Annotated in this window: 11 protein-coding genes, 1 tRNA gene and 1 riboswitch; of the genes, 4 read left to right on the top strand and 8 right to left on the bottom strand. The window is 62.4% G+C overall.

Features of this window, described 5'->3' with window-relative positions; all coding sequences use genetic code 11:
* Window positions 1-42 precede the first annotated feature (42 nt).
* Both pstB and phoU read left to right on the top strand, forming a co-directional pair.
* Window positions 43-801, top strand: coding sequence for a phosphate ABC transporter ATP-binding protein PstB (gene pstB / locus FHW69_RS17775; RefSeq protein WP_255494888.1), 759 nt, complete (start codon window positions 43-45; stop codon window positions 799-801).
* Window positions 802-830: 29 nt separating this feature from the next.
* Window positions 831-1,541 carry a phosphate signaling complex protein PhoU gene (phoU, locus tag FHW69_RS17770; RefSeq protein ID WP_183424447.1) on the top strand — a complete coding sequence of 237 codons (711 nt, stop codon included), beginning with the start codon at window positions 831-833 and terminating at the stop codon, window positions 1,539-1,541.
* A gap of 61 nt (window positions 1,542-1,602) precedes the next feature.
* Here phoU and sugE read toward each other — a convergent pair whose 3' ends face one another.
* From sugE to rnr, 4 genes are all read right to left on the bottom strand, one after another.
* Complete coding sequence (sugE, locus tag FHW69_RS17765; protein WP_183424446.1) at window positions 1,603-1,917, bottom strand: quaternary ammonium compound efflux SMR transporter SugE; 315 nt, start codon at window positions 1,915-1,917, stop codon at window positions 1,603-1,605.
* A 102-nt stretch (window positions 1,918-2,019) separates the two neighbouring features.
* On the bottom strand, window positions 2,020-2,298 hold the full coding sequence (locus FHW69_RS17760) for a hypothetical protein (RefSeq protein ID WP_183424445.1): 279 nt from the start codon (window positions 2,296-2,298) through the stop codon (window positions 2,020-2,022).
* A complete protein-coding gene (gene rlmB, locus FHW69_RS17755; protein ID WP_183424444.1) occupies window positions 2,298-3,041 on the bottom strand; it encodes a 23S rRNA (guanosine(2251)-2'-O)-methyltransferase RlmB in 744 nt (247 codons plus the stop codon). Before rlmB ends, FHW69_RS17760 begins: the two co-directional genes overlap by 1 nt.
* Entirely contained in the window at window positions 3,038-5,593 is a 2,556-nt protein-coding gene (gene rnr, locus FHW69_RS17750) for a ribonuclease R (RefSeq protein ID WP_183424511.1), read from the bottom strand. Before rnr ends, rlmB begins: the two co-directional genes overlap by 4 nt.
* A 218-nt stretch (window positions 5,594-5,811) precedes the next feature.
* Between rnr and FHW69_RS17745 the strand changes: the two genes are divergently transcribed.
* Window positions 5,812-5,896 (top strand) — tRNA-Leu (locus FHW69_RS17745).
* Window positions 5,897-6,013: 117 nt separating this feature from the next.
* Here FHW69_RS17745 and FHW69_RS17740 read toward each other — a convergent pair.
* Window positions 6,014-7,975: an RICIN domain-containing protein gene (locus FHW69_RS17740; RefSeq protein WP_183424443.1), complete on the bottom strand. Its 1,962-nt coding sequence runs from the start codon at window positions 7,973-7,975 to the stop codon at window positions 6,014-6,016.
* A gap of 308 nt (window positions 7,976-8,283) precedes the next feature.
* The gene (locus tag FHW69_RS17735) at window positions 8,284-8,694 is read right to left on the bottom strand and encodes a VOC family protein (protein ID WP_183424442.1); all 411 of its coding nucleotides are present in this window, start codon (window positions 8,692-8,694) and stop codon (window positions 8,284-8,286) included.
* Window positions 8,695-9,008: 314 nt separating this feature from the next.
* Window positions 9,009-9,109: riboswitch (glycine riboswitch) on the top strand.
* A gap of 40 nt (window positions 9,110-9,149) precedes the next feature.
* Between FHW69_RS17735 and gcvP the strand changes: the two genes are divergently transcribed.
* On the top strand, window positions 9,150-12,023 hold the full coding sequence (gene gcvP / locus FHW69_RS17730; RefSeq protein ID WP_183424441.1) for an aminomethyl-transferring glycine dehydrogenase: 2,874 nt from the start codon (window positions 9,150-9,152) through the stop codon (window positions 12,021-12,023).
* A 441-nt stretch (window positions 12,024-12,464) separates the two neighbouring features.
* Here the strand turns inward: gcvP and FHW69_RS17725 are convergent, their stop codons facing one another.
* The gene (locus FHW69_RS17725) at window positions 12,465-12,890 is read right to left on the bottom strand and encodes a hypothetical protein (protein WP_183424440.1); all 426 of its coding nucleotides are present in this window, start codon (window positions 12,888-12,890) and stop codon (window positions 12,465-12,467) included.
* Between the two features lie 2 nt (window positions 12,891-12,892).
* On the bottom strand, window positions 12,893-14,041 hold the full coding sequence (locus FHW69_RS19165; protein WP_305067783.1) for an RHS repeat-associated core domain-containing protein: 1,149 nt from the start codon (window positions 14,039-14,041) through the stop codon (window positions 12,893-12,895).
* Window positions 14,042-14,185 lie beyond the last annotated feature (144 nt).

Genomic DNA, 14,185 nt, shown 5'->3' with positions numbered 1-14,185 from the left:
AGCTTCGCCGCCACGGCCCAGGCCAGCGCTTCCGACGGCACCATGGCCGCTGCGAAAATGACGGTTCGCGACCTCAATTTCCACTACGGTGAATTCCACGCGCTGAAGAACATCGCGATGGACATCCCCGAGAAGAAGGTCACGGCCATCATCGGCCCGTCCGGCTGCGGCAAGTCCACCCTGCTGCGCATCTTCAACCGCATCTACGCCATTTATCCGAAGCTGGTCGCTTCTGGTGAAATCGTGCTGGACGGCGAGAACATCCTCGATCCGAAGTACTCGCTGAACCGCCTGCGCAGCAAGGTCGGCATGGTGTTCCAGAAGCCCGTGCCCTTCCCGATGACCATTTTCGAGAACGTGGCCTACGGCATCCGCCACCACGAGAAACTTTCCCGCGCCGACATGGAAATCCGTGTGGAGCAGGCGCTTCGCAGCGCTGCGCTGTGGGACGAGGTGAAAGACAAGCTCAAGCAGAGCGCACTTGGCCTCTCCGGTGGTCAGCAGCAGCGTCTGTGCATCGCCCGTGGCATTGCCCTGAAGCCGGAAGTCCTGCTGCTGGACGAGCCGACCTCGGCGCTTGATCCCATCGCCACCAGCCGTATCGAACAGCTGGTGGAAGAACTGAAAAACGATTTCACCATCGTCATCGTGACGCATAACATGCAGCAGGCGGCACGCTGCTCGGACCTCACCGCGTTCATGTACATGGGCGAGCTGATCGAGTTCGACCGCACTGAAAAGATCTTCACCAAGCCCAACAAGAAGCAGACCGAAGACTACATCACCGGCCGCTTCGGCTAGGCCTTAACCATTACTTCAAGGCAAAGCGCATGTCCCGCGAACACATCATCAAGAGCTACGACGACGAACTGACCCGGCTGACCGGCGAAATCGTGCGCATGGGCGAACTGGCTGCCAAGCAGCTTGAGGGCGCCATCGAAGTGGTGGCCCGTCGCGACGAGCGCGCTGCCCAGCGCGTGGTCGACAACGACGACGCCATCGACGTCATGGAGCAGGAAATCAGCCACGACGTGGTCCGCCTGCTGGCGCTGCGCGCTCCCATCGCGGGCGACCTGCGCAATGTGTTCGCTGCCCTGCGTATTGCGGCCGACATCGAACGCATCGGCGACTACGCGGCCAACGTGGCCAAGCGCTCCATTCCACTGAACCTGGTGGCGCCCGTCGCCGTGGCCGGTGGCCTCGCGCACCTGGCCGACCTGGCCAATGAACTGCTGCGCAAGGTATTGATCGCCTACCGCGACCGCGATGCAGAGGCCGCGTACCAGGTATGGAAAGACGATGCAGAGCTGGACGACGCATACACCGTCCTCTTCCGCTCGCTGCTGACCTACATGATGGAAGACCCGCGCAACATCACTCCGTGCACGCATCTGCTGTTCATGGCCAAGAACATCGAGCGCATCGGCGATCATGCAACCAACATCGCGGAAAACGTCTGGTTCGTGGTGCACGGCGAGCCGCTGGTGGCTCCCCGCGCCAAGCGCGACCTGACGGCCAGCGCAGACTTCGAGACCAAGTAATACCAGCCCGGGCAAGCCTGCTGTGGGAGCGAACACGCTCCCACATGGCAGCCGGTTGCGGTCAGGCCGTGAGCTTCAGGCCCAGAATGCCGGCCACGATCAGGCCGACGCACAGCAACCGCAACGGTGCTGCGGATTCGCCAAAAAGCACGATACCCAGAATCACGGCGCCCACGGCGCCAATGCCTGTCCACACGGCATAAGCGGTACCGATGGGAAGGCTTCGGGTCGCGGTGGAAAGCAGCCAGATGCTAACCACCATGGCGGCACCCGTGCCGACGCTCGGCCACAGGCGGGTAAAGCCTTCGGTGTATTTCAGCCCGATAGCCCAGACGATTTCAAACAGACCAGCAAGAGCAAGCACGATCCATGACATGGCGTGTCTCCGCAAAGGCGGGGTCGTCCCCGCGGAGGATAATGCGCGTTCGGGGTCGTCCCCGAAGCCGCCCCGACATTGCGTCGGAGCGGCGCCATTCTACTACGGGGCGGTAAATTTCGCCGCGCGACGCTCACGCACGCCACGCGCGATGCCGTAACCGCTGATGAGAAACCAGGCCAGTTCCTGCAGGAATGCGGACAGGTTGAACTCGCCAAAGATCAGCGACAGCAGGATTCCCAACGCACCCAGCAGGTTCATCGACTGGTACACATACGACTGGCCGCTGAGCTGGCGTGCCTGAAGCATGAAGAACGCGATGAGGACCAGGCCGACACCTGCCAGACCTACCCAGTCATGCCACAAGAAGTGCGTTTCCATCACTTGCCTCCGCGCTGCCGCAGTGCCTCGAACAGAACGATACCCGTGGCCACGGAGACGTTGAGGCTCTCCATGCCACCGGGCATCGGGATCTTGGCCACGAAATCACAGGTGTCCCGCGTCAGCCGGCGCATGCCGTCGCCTTCGCTGCCCATCACCAGCGCGATGGGGCCCTTCAGGTCGATGCCATAGATCGACTGCTGGGTGTCGCCATCCAGGCCGGTGATCCACACACCGGCATCTTTCAGCATGCGCATGGCGCGCGCCAGGTTGGTGGCGGCAATGACCGGAACGAGGTCCGCTCCACCTGCCGACGCACGGCGCACCGTAGGCGTGATGCCAACGGCACGATCTTTGGGCACGACCACGGCGGTGACGTTTGCCGCTGCCGCACTGCGCAGGCATGCGCCCAGGTTGTGCGGATCGGTCACGCCATCAAGCACCAGCACCAGCGCGTTGGCGCCGGCCGCTTCCAGCAGGTCCGGGAGGTCGTTCTCGCCACGCATCGGCGGGACGTCGTAACGCGCAATGACGCCCTGGTGACGCGCTTCGCCGCCCAGTTTTTCCAGCTGTTCACGCGCGACCGGCTTGACCGGAATTTTCAACTTGCGCGCCGCATCGGCGATTTCGCCGACGCGTGCGTTTTTCGAGCCCTGCTCGGTCAGTACTTCGCGGACACGCTCCGGGTCGTTGGCGAGCGCGCCTTCGACCGGGTTGATGCCGACTATCCAGGTTTCACTCATGACCGGGGCTTGCTCCGTGGTTTCTTCGGTGTTTTCCTGCGCGTGGGCGCCGGTGCCGGCTCCGCCGCAGCGCGCGAGCGACCACCACTCTTCGCGGCGGCCGGTGTACCGGCACGACCCGCCGGACGCGGCGCCTCAACGGCAGCAGCCTTGCGACGCGGCGGACGGGAAGCGACCGCTTCGGGCTCTTCGCGACGACGCGACGGCGACTTCGGCGCAGGAGGCGGATTATCGCTCGCCTGCGGCTCGCTGGCGACCTTCTTGCCCCGGCCAAACACACGACCCACAGCTTTCGCGGCGCGACCCAGTGCCGCACCCATGCCCGACTTCGCTGCCGGCTTGATTACGGCTTCTTTCGACTTTGACGCCAGCGGCAACTCGATGCGGGCCACCAGACGGAAGTCGATCTTGCGATCTTCCAGGCTGGCGCGCAGCACCTGCACGCGTACGTGATCGCCAAGACGATACTGCGTGCCCGTGCGTTCGCCAGCCAGCAGGTGACGGATGGGATCGAACTTGTAGTAGTCGTTCGGCAGCTGGGACACATGCACCAGACCGGACACGCGCGACTCGATCAGCTCGACAAACAGACCAAAGGAGGTGACGCCAGTAACCGTGCCGTCGAATTCCTCGCCCACGTGCTTTTCCATCCACGCGCACTTGAAGCGCTCGTCGACGTCGCGCTCGGCCTCTTCCGCACGGCGCTCGCGCTGCGAGCAATGGATGGCCATGGCGGCCATTTCCGTGTCGGTGTAGGTGTATTCGGGCGCCTTCTTCTTCGTGATGGCGTAGCGGATGGCGCGATGCACGAGCAGATCGGGGTAACGACGGATCGGCGAAGTGAAGTGTGCGTACGCTTCCAGCGCCAGACCAAAGTGGCCTTCATTCTGCGGGTGATACACGGCCATGCTTTGCGCACGCAGCAGCACGGACTGGATCAGTGCCGCTTCCGGACGGTCGTGCACTTTTTTCAGCAGCGCCGAGAAATCGGCCGGCGTGACTTCGTCCGCAGGCGGCATTTTCAGCTTGAACTCGCGCAGGAACTGCAAAAGGTCTTCGTACTTCTCGGCCGGCGGCGGTGCATGCACGCGGTACAGCGCGGGGATCTTGCGCCGGGAGAGGAACTTCGCCGCCTGCACGTTGGCCGCAATCATGCATTCCTCGATGAGCTTGTGCGCATCGTTGCGCGGCTGCGCACCCATGGCCACCACTTCACCGGACTGCGCGAGGCGGAACTTGACTTCAGGCGTTTCAAAATCAATGGCGCCACGACGCTTGCGTGCCTTGGCCATCGACTTGTAGAGACGGTGAAGGTTTTCCACCTGGGGCAACACGTCGGAAATTTCCTGACGGACATCCTTGTTGCGCTCACCCACGGCCTGCCACACCTTGTTATAGGTGAGGCGCGCATGCGACAGCATCACGGCGTCATAGAACTTCGAACGGACAACCTCGCCTTCCTCGTCGATCTCCATGTCGCACACCATGCACATGCGCTCGACCTTCGGCATCAACGAACAGATGCCATTGGACAGCGTTTCAGGAAGCATGGGCACCACGAAGCCCGGGAAGTACGTGGACGTGCTGCGCTCGTACGCTTCCACATCCAACGGAGTACCGACCGGCACGTAATAGGACACGTCGGCGATGGCCACGATCAGGCGGAAGCCGCCGTCTTTCAGCGGTTCGGCGTAAACAGCGTCGTCGAAGTCGCGCGCATCTTCACCATCAATGGTGACCAGCGGAAGGTGACGGATATCCGTGCGCCCTGCCCGATCAGCGGCCGTGACCTGCGGCTCAACCTCTTCAGCCTGACGGACGACCTGGGGCGGGAATTCGTGCGGGAGGTCGTGGCTGGCGATGGCCATCTCGACCACCAGCGACGGCTGCAGACGCTCGCCCAGCACAGCGCGGATGGTGCCCAGCGGGCCGCGGTGGGCAGACGGCGGATCGGTGATTTCCACCACCACGATCTGGCCCTGACGCGCGCCGGCTTCGCGACCGGCGGGAATCATGATGTTCTGATGCAGGCGACGGTCATCCGGCTCGACGAGCGTCATGCCGTTTTCGACCACGATGCGCCCCACCAGCCTGGGCGAGCGGCGCTCCAGCACTTCGACGATGGCGCCCTGACGACGACCGCGACGGTCGATGCCCACCACGCTGGCCAGCACACGGTCGCCGTGCATCACGGTGCGCATCTGCTGGGGTGACAGGTAAAGATCCTCGCCGCCTTCATCCGGGCGCAGGAAGCCATAGCCTTCGGCATTGGCAATGACGCGACCCGGCAGCAGGCTGAGTTTCTGGGCCGGGGCATAGGTGCCGCGGCGATTCTGAAGCAGCTGGCCATCGCGGATCATCGCAGCCAGGCGCTTGCCCAGTGCGTTGATGTCGTATTCGGTAAACAGGCCAAGCGCCAGCGCAATGGCTTCGGCGGAGAGCAATTCGCCCCGCTCGTTCAATAACGAGAGGATGGCCTCACGGCTGGGGATGGGCTGCTCGTATCGGCGCGCCTCGCGATCGGCCTGCGGGTCCACAGGTCGCGGGGGCATGGTGTCGCGATAACGTTCCAGCGCCTTGGTCGGGCGCGTCGCGCGGGGTTTCTTGGGCCCACGCGTACCGCCGGAACCTTGTTTGCTTTTTGTCACGAATAAACCTTGTATGAGGGGACGCGATCATTTTCGCATCCAAATGTAGAAAGACTGTTGACAAGAGTGAGGTCGATGCCTAATCTACGCGGCTCACGAGGCGCAAACGTCTCGGGACACCTGCCCAGGTGGCGGAATTGGTAGACGCACTAGTTTCAGGTACTAGCGGGTAAAACCGTGGAGGTTCGAGTCCTCTCTTGGGCACCAATTATAGACGAAGCCCCGCAGATGCGGGGCTTCGTTTTTTTTGGCCTTCGCTACCGAAGGCATCCATTCATGCAGAAGTGCGCGCGCCCTCGGGCGAACGCGCGCACCCACCCACCGCTACAACCCGCTGCGAAGCACCTGCACGTCCCAGCGCTGACGATCATCGACCGGCGGCAGATTCACCACGGACGGATCGACGCGCGTGGGTGACGCCACATGTGACGGTGCCGGCACCAGCTCGCCCGGGAACGGCGGCGAGGGATAGCTGGGATACGGCGGCAGCAAGGGGTGGTGACTGTTGACGGGGAAGCTCTCGATGCCCGGACTCGGCACCGACGAATGAAGCTCGCCGTTTTTCACGAACAACCGGTCACCACGGGTGCCGCCGCGATACAGATGCAGGCGGTCAGCCAGCCAGCGCCAGCGCTGGTTGTTTCCGTTGAGGACGCATGGCTGGAGCGACACCGGCTGGTTGCCCCTGGTAGCGGTCAGGCACGTCTTGGATGCGAAGTTGACGTAGCGGTCGTTCGTATCCAGTGACCACATCTGACGCCGGTCAGCCTTGTTGCATGCAAGGAGTTCGGCCCTGCCCTCCACGCCAGCCAGGCACCGGCCATCCTCCCAGGAACTGATGAGCACGGTCATTTCGCGCGTGAGGTACGGGTCCTCCATCGGAATCTCGATGCTGGCTACCGCCTCCTTATTGACGTGGCGCAACAATCTCGTGCTTGGCGAACGGTACTCGGCCCTCTCGAAGGCCACTTTCACTGTGACCGTGACATTCCCGTCAGAGGCGCCGGGCACCGACCAGGTGGACTCGCCGGCCAGATGTGCCGATCGCATCATCGGCGTCATCGCACTTACCACATGATGGGACGTGTGATAGCGCCTCCACCACAACCCGCCGCCATTGCCATTGAGCACATTATGGTAAGCACGCGATGCAATCGGAGCCTTCCAGCTGACCCGCCCCAACTCGGCCGACGAGGCCTGCAGGGAATAATCGGTGAACTTCATGCTCAACGCACGCGTACGCGTTTTGGTGTAACTGGCTGAAGCCTGCACGGACGCCTTCGCCGCAAGCGCCTCATCCGGTTTGCCCGACGAGCTGACCTCTGCACCGGCGGTGCCACCAAAGGTGGTAGTCACCGTGCTCGTGTCGTTGAAGTCGAAATCGGTGCGGCCGTCGGACTTGGGCAGATAGTCCAGGTTTCGGAGGAGTTCCTCGCCCCCTTCCGGCGGCGTATACGACACCTGGTGGGTCGCCCCGTAGTTTGTCGGCAACGCAAACTGGTTGTAGATCGTTTCCGGCGTCCGGTAGTACCCGACATACGGCGGCGTGATATCCATGTCGGACGTTACCGTGATGATCTTGCGGTCGCCGACCTGAGTGACCGCACGCGCCACCTCGATGGTCGTACCTCCGCCGATGCCATTCTCCTTGCTGACGGGAAAAAGCTTGTAGCGGCGAATGGGCGCAAACGAAATCTCCGGCGGGGTAGTGACCGAATTCACTGAGGCGACAGCGCTCATCGACCTGGCCGTACGGACTGACTTCTTCACGGGGGCCGCAGGTGCGTCGGCCTCCGCTTCAACCTGCATGGCCCGCGCGGCTCGCAGGTCGCGCAGGATGGCGCCGTCGCTGGCTGCCTCCGTGGTGGAAGGAAGAAATACCATCATGTCGCCCGATGTGTCGCGATGGACAAGGGCGGACTCTCCCTTCGGCGCAACACCCAGCAGCATCGCCACCCTCTGCCGGTCGACGGACGACTGCCCATTCATGCGGATGAACACAGGAATCTTCGTAAGCATCAACCGCTGCAGCGTCTCGGTGTCCCGCTGCGACAGCGGCAGATCCTTCGACGCAACCATCGCCACCACATCGCCATCGGGCGCACTGTAAAGCTGCTGAAGATCACTGCCTGCAAGCGATGCACCCTTGATGACGCGGGACGCTCCGGCCGCCTGCATCGAATCGGCCGATACCTCAACGCCGCCAAATGCCACCAGCGTGCTGAAGCTCGCTGACACACTGGCACTCGCGCGAACCTCCGCAGATGCCAGCAGGGAAATGCTCATGCCAGCCGCAAACATTGCAGCTGAAAATGAGGAAAGAAGAAGCCGCCTTTTCATAAAACCTCCGTGTCGTTGGGGAGGTTCGAACATAGGCGAAATACTTCGGAAGAAGTCTTAGGCGTCCTCAAGGCGCACGCGCAACGAGCCGCTGGAAGATCAGCGAAGATGCTGCGCTGATCACGTCGTTAGTCTGACTTGACCGATCATGTGCACACGCCCTACGACGCAATCAGACAAAGCCTGACCAGCGAACAGGGCCACTGACCGGACAGAACACGACACTCCCCGAAGGCCGGGCAGGAATTGCCTGATTACGTGGCCCTGAGTTCCACCATGTTGCCCTGCGGGTCGTACAGGTAGATCGACAAACCTTCGCCGCCCGCGCCATAGCGCGATCCCACCTCACCCACACGCACACCGTGCGCTTCCAGGTGCGCGCGGATGGCCGCTTCGTCAAAACGGTCGATACGCAGGCAGATGTGATCCACGTTATGCGCCCTCTCGCCAGGCGCTGGCCCACCCATGCGCCCGAGCTTGCTGTCGACCGCCACCAGGTCGATCAAAGCCGCCCCGGCACGCAGTTGCACCAGCCCGATCTCGTCCTGGCGGCGCTCCGGCACACAGCCAAGCACCTCCCGGTAGAAACGCTCCATCACCGCGCTGTCGATGACCCGCAATACCACGTGGTCGATGCCTTGCAGTGCAAAGGGGGTGCTGGCCATCTGCCTGGGTCTCCTCAAAGGGCTGAAGCTCATCATAGATCCAGCCCGCCGGGGGGTCCGGGAGCCGGAAAATCGCGCCGTGGAGCGGCCTCCGTGGCTGTATCACCGGCGCGCGGGACGCCAGCGCTCCCGGGCATGGCCCCATCCCCGGTAAGCACAGCCTGGCCCGACCCTGACCAGCGCCTCGCCCTGTCGGCAAACGCCCACCGCGCCGGGTTATAATCCCCGTCATATTGCTCGGTGGGAGAAGCGGGTCCGACCCGCTGCCGAAGGCGCAACGCCCGTAATCGCTCAGGCTCCCAAACCACCGTGCACGGAAACACTCTGGAGAGACCGGTTAGATCCGGCGCCGAAGGTGCAAGAGGCGGCTTTCATGCCCCTCCAAACTCTCAGGCAAAAGGACAGAGGGGCGCCCCACGTGCGGCACGGCACGTTGTATCCGGACGCCCCTACCCATGAGCCAGACATCCCATCCTTCGCTGCGCGAACTCGAAAACCACGACGCCTTCGTCGAGCGCCACATCGGCCCGAACGACGCTGAAATCGCGGACATGCTCCATGTGGTCGGACAGGCGTCGCTTGAAAGCCTCACCGACGCCATCGTGCCCGCCTCCATCAAGTCACCCGCGCCGCTGGCACTGCCGGAGAGCATCACGGAAGTGGACGCACTGGCCCGCATTCGCGCCATTGCCAACCGCAATACCGTGTTCCGCAGCTTCATCGGCCAGGGCTACTACGGCACCCACACGCCCAACGTGATCCTGCGCAACGTGCTGGAGAATCCGGCGTGGTACACGGCCTATACGCCGTACCAGGCAGAAATCTCCCAGGGCCGCATGGAAGCGCTGATCAACTTCCAGACGATGGTCGCCGACCTCACTGGCATGGACATCTCCAACGCATCGCTGCTGGACGAGGCCACTGCGGCCGCCGAAGCGATGACGCTGGCGAAGCGTTCGGCCAAGTCCAAATCCAACGTTTTCTTCGTGTCGCGCGACGTCCATCCGCAGACGCTGGAAGTGCTGCGCACGCGCGCCGACGGCATCGGCATCGAACTGCATATCGGTGATGATGCCGAAGGCTCCACGGTCGACAGCTTCGGCGTGCTGCTGCAGTACCCCAACACCTTCGGTCGTGCCAACGACTACCGCGCCCTGGCCGAGGCCGTGCACGCACGTGGTGGCATCGTCGCCGTGGCCACTGACCTGCTGGCCCTGACCCTCATCGCATCGCCGGGCAGCTGGGGCGCGGACATCGTCGTGGGCAACAGCCAGCGCTTCGGTGTGCCGTTCGGTTTCGGTGGCCCGCATGCGGCATACCTCGCCTGCCGCGATGCCTACAAGCGCTCCATGCCGGGCCGCCTCATCGGCGTATCCGTTGACGCGGAAGGCAAGCCGGCTTACCGCCTCACGCTGCAGACCCGCGAGCAGCACATCCGTCGCGAGAAGGCCACGTCCAACATCTGTACCGCGCAGGTGCTGCTCGCTGTCATGGCCAGCATGTATGCCGTGTACCACGGCCCGCATGGCCTGAAGCGCATCGCCCATCGCACCCATCGTCTTGCGGCGATCCTGGCCGGCGCACTGCGCAAGGCCAACGTTGCCGTCGGCGACAACTTCTTCGACACGCTGCACGTCACCGGGATCGACGCTGCTGCCATCCACACGGCCGCTGCGGCCGCAGGCATCAACCTGCGCGCCATCGACGCGCACAGTGTGGGCATCAGCCTGGACGAAACCACCACCCGCGCCGACGTGGCCGCCCTGGCCAGCCTGTTCGGTGCCTCGGCCAACGACATCGACGCCCTCGATGCCGCGACGCCAGACGCACTGCCCGCTGCGCTGCGCCGCGATGTCGACTTCCTCCAGCATCCGGTGTTCAACACCCACCACAGCGAACACGAACTGCTGCGCTACCTGCGCGGCCTTTCCGACAAGGACCTGGCGCTGGACCGCACCATGATCCCGCTGGGCTCGTGCACCATGAAGCTCAACGCCACGGCGGAAATGATCCCTGTCACGTGGCCGGAGTTCGCCAACATTCACCCGCTGGCACCGGCATCCCAGACCACCGGCTACAAGCAGCTCATCGACGAACTCGAAGCCATGCTGGTGGAATGCACCGGCTACGATGCCGTCAGCCTGCAGCCCAACTCCGGTGCCCAGGGTGAATACGCTGGCCTGCTCGCCATCCGTGCGTATCACCGCTCGCGCGGCGAGGCTCATCGCGACATCTGCCTGATCCCCGAGTCGGCGCACGGCACCAACCCTGCATCCGCCCAGATGTGCGGCATGACGGTCGTGGTTACTCGCTGCGACAGCAACGGCAACGTCGATGTGGAAGACATCCGCGCCAAGGCCGAGAAGTACTCCGACCGCCTCGCCGCGCTGATGATCACCTACCCGTCCACGCATGGCGTGTTCGAAGAAGACGTTGTCGCCATCTGCGACATCGTCCATCAGCACGGTGGCCAGGTCTACACCGACGGCGCCAACATGAATGCGCTGGTCGGCGTCGCCAAGCCGGGCAAGTGGGGTTCGGACGTTTCCCACCTCAACCTGCACAAGACCTTCTGCATCCCGCATGGCGGTGGTGGCCCGGGCGTGGGTCCGTGCGCCGTCAAGTCGCATCTGGCGCCGTTCCTGCCGCGCGCGCTCGGTAACGAAGGCGATGTCGGCATGGTCAGTGCAGCCACCTTCGGCTCCGCATCCATCCTGCCCATCTCCTGGATGTACATCACCCTGATGGGCACCGAAGGTCTGCGCAAGGCAACCCAGGTCGCCCTGCTCAACGCCAACTACATCGCCAAGCGCCTCGCTCCGCACTTCAAGACCTTGTACACCGGCCGTAACGACCTGGTGGCACACGAGTGCATCCTCGACCTGCGTCCGCTCAAGGACGCCACGGGCATCGGTGCAGAAGACGTCGCCAAACGCCTCATCGACTTCGGCTTCCACGCCCCGACCCTGAGCTTCCCGGTCGCCGGCACGCTGATGGTCGAACCGACCGAAAGCGAATCCCAGCACGAGCTCGATCGCTTCATCGACGCCATGATCCAGATCCGCGAAGAAATCCGCGCCGTGGAAGATGGCCGTCTTGATCGCGAAGACAACCCGCTGCGCAACGCTCCGCACACCGCGGCCATGGTTACCGCTACGGAGTGGACCCACGCCTACCCGCGCGAGCTGGCTGCCTTCCCGCTTCCCAGCCTCAAGCTGCAGAAGTATTGGTCGCCCGTCGCGCGCGTCGACAACGTGTACGGCGACAAGAACATCATGTGCGCATGCATCCCCATTGATGCGTTCAAGGATGACGAAGTCGACGCGTGATGCGTTGGTGAATCGCTATCTGGTAGCAAATGCCCCAAGCCATCCAAAGCTTTCTGCGGATAGCCTGGGGCACGTAGCCTGAAAAACCGCGTCGCGAATCAAGTGAACTGCACCCCGGAAGCTGGACACCCGTCCAATCCCTGGGGTGCAGTTCACAACGACGCCCTTCGTTGCTCATGACCTCTTCCGGCTCGGAAGGCCGCTGACGAAGACACCTTCTTCGCACTGACCTCTTATCGCCCTCGCCCTATCGGAAACTACTTTGAACAGCGCCAGCCATCTATGGCTGCAAGGACCTGCGCGTTCTGCATAACCAGGGTTTTGCCATTGTCGAGAACGGCATAAGACGTATCTGGCGCTGAAGCAAGTCCTCATTGCAGCAAGCCCGCTCCGGGCAGCGAAGTACTAGCCGGGCGGCTCGAATCTGCTTACGCAGCCTTGCTACGTAACCAGGAAGTCCTTCACCCGGCGGTTCAGAAAAAAATAAGCGCTCAAAGCTATAACTTGCAAAGCCGCAAAGAGAAGATCATAAAAATATTCGTCGCGAGAGTAACTCACGCCGTTGATCCGCTCGATAAAATAGCCTGCAAGGTAGATTCCTGCGACGCCGGATATATAGGCCAGTCGACCAAGCCGTCGAGTTTTTAGCAGCAAGATCCCCGCTCTGAAGAAAAGAAAAATAGCTACGGCGAATACTAGTCCGCTGCCGTTGATCCACCAGTCCACGAAGCCGATCTTCTTCTGACCGACAACAGCCCCGCCTGGAACGATCGTCCCAACGACAAGCAGCACTGACGTTAACGAGAACAATGTTATGACCTTTAGAGGCCCAGGCATTCTTCCAAAATTGGTGGCAAGGTCATTCATGTCTAGTGGCCTACAACCTCAATCCCGGTGGACCATCCAATCCCAAAACCTTTCCTCGGGGTTCGATTGAGGGTTGGAGAGTCGGCCGGCCCATATTCCTCGTACCCGTTGCCCGAACTGTCTAGATTCAAGCCGACTGAGTTTTGTATCGGATTCCAGGATGCAAAGAAAGCAGTGGCTCCGCCCTCATTGAAAATTCCGAGCGTTGAGCCATGGGTGCAATCCTTACCGTCTGCACCGGGTCGCTTGCCGACAGGATCGAGCGAGCCACCAACTGACACGCCTACGCCAATGCGACCGCCATAGAACCATTCGCCAGACGTAGGGTCACGGCCAAACTGGATACCGCCGCCAAACCCAAGGTAAGCCTCGAAAGAGAAAGACCACAAGCCCAACGGGTCAATATACGTGAGCGGGTTATTGCCCACATAGGCATAAGTACTCACACCACCCCGCAAGCCGATCGGATCGCTCTGGATGTACCGCCCCGTCGCGGGTTCATAGTCCCTATGGACGTTGTAATTCAGCCCGCTCTCGGCATCAAAGTATTGCCCAGGAAAGCGAAGATTAATGGTGGTGCCGTTGGTCGTGCTCGGCTGCGTCTCGCCAAACGGATTGGCTCGACGCGGGAACGTCCACACCTGTGCGCCGCTGGCGTCGGTGGCCGCCCGCGGAGTATTCAAATCATCGACGTGAATGAACACCACTCCCTCCCCAGTCACCGCTGCAACCGGCATGTTGTCGAGCCACACATAGTCACGCGAAGCATCCCCCAGTTCGCTCAGCAGGTGGGCGGCCGTGTCGTAAGCGAAGCGTGTCTGCGAGGTACCCACAGTCTTGCTCACACGCTCGCCCAGTGCGTCGTAAGCGTAAGTCGCTAGCGTGCCTTCCCCCTGCTGGGCCATCGCGAGCCGACCGCGCCCGTTGTAGCCAAAACCCCACGCAATGCCCCCGCTTGCGTTGCCGGTCATAGACCCATTTGCATCGTAGGTGCGCGCGCTATTGCCAATGCTGGTTAGCCAGTGCGTACCGGATTGATACCCGTAGGTGCCGGTTGCAAGACCGGGCGCGGCTTTGCTGAGCCGATCACCGCCTTGACTATAGGTGTAGGTCTCGATCGCATTGCCGCCAGCGCTCTTGACCGACGTCAATCGGTAGAGCGAATCATAGGAATAGGTTTCCGAGGCTGGCGAGGCCCCCTGAAGCGTCCTCGTACTTTCGAGTCATCTGGAAATAGAGGTGGTTGATGATGCCATGGCATAGCGGATAGGCGACAGACCACCGAGAGAGCGATG

Source organism: Luteibacter sp. Sphag1AF, from assembly GCF_014192715.1.
GTDB lineage: Bacteria > Pseudomonadota > Gammaproteobacteria > Xanthomonadales > Rhodanobacteraceae > Luteibacter.
The sequence above is the reverse complement of the archived record's forward strand: the minus strand, read 5'-3'. Positions and strand labels throughout refer to the sequence as shown.

Excerpts from the sequence above, each read along its gene's own strand:
- pstB (WP_255494888.1), top strand. The coding sequence starts at position 43 with ATGGCCGCTGCGAAAATGACGGTTCGCGACCTCAATTTCCACTACGGT.
- phoU (WP_183424447.1), top strand. The coding sequence starts at position 831 with ATGTCCCGCGAACACATCATCAAGAGCTACGACGACGAACTGACCCGG.
- sugE (WP_183424446.1), bottom strand. The coding sequence starts at position 1,917 with ATGTCATGGATCGTGCTTGCTCTTGCTGGTCTGTTTGAAATCGTCTGG.
- FHW69_RS17760 (WP_183424445.1), bottom strand. The coding sequence starts at position 2,298 with ATGGAAACGCACTTCTTGTGGCATGACTGGGTAGGTCTGGCAGGTGTC.
- rlmB (WP_183424444.1), bottom strand. The coding sequence starts at position 3,041 with ATGAGTGAAACCTGGATAGTCGGCATCAACCCGGTCGAAGGCGCGCTC.
- rnr (WP_183424511.1), bottom strand. The coding sequence starts at position 5,593 with ATGCCCCCGCGACCTGTGGACCCGCAGGCCGATCGCGAGGCGCGCCGA.
- FHW69_RS17740 (WP_183424443.1), bottom strand. The coding sequence starts at position 7,975 with ATGAGCATTTCCCTGCTGGCATCTGCGGAGGTTCGCGCGAGTGCCAGT.
- FHW69_RS17735 (WP_183424442.1), bottom strand. The coding sequence starts at position 8,694 with ATGGCCAGCACCCCCTTTGCACTGCAAGGCATCGACCACGTGGTATTG.
- gcvP (WP_183424441.1), top strand. The coding sequence starts at position 9,150 with ATGAGCCAGACATCCCATCCTTCGCTGCGCGAACTCGAAAACCACGAC.
- FHW69_RS17725 (WP_183424440.1), bottom strand. The coding sequence starts at position 12,890 with ATGAATGACCTTGCCACCAATTTTGGAAGAATGCCTGGGCCTCTAAAG.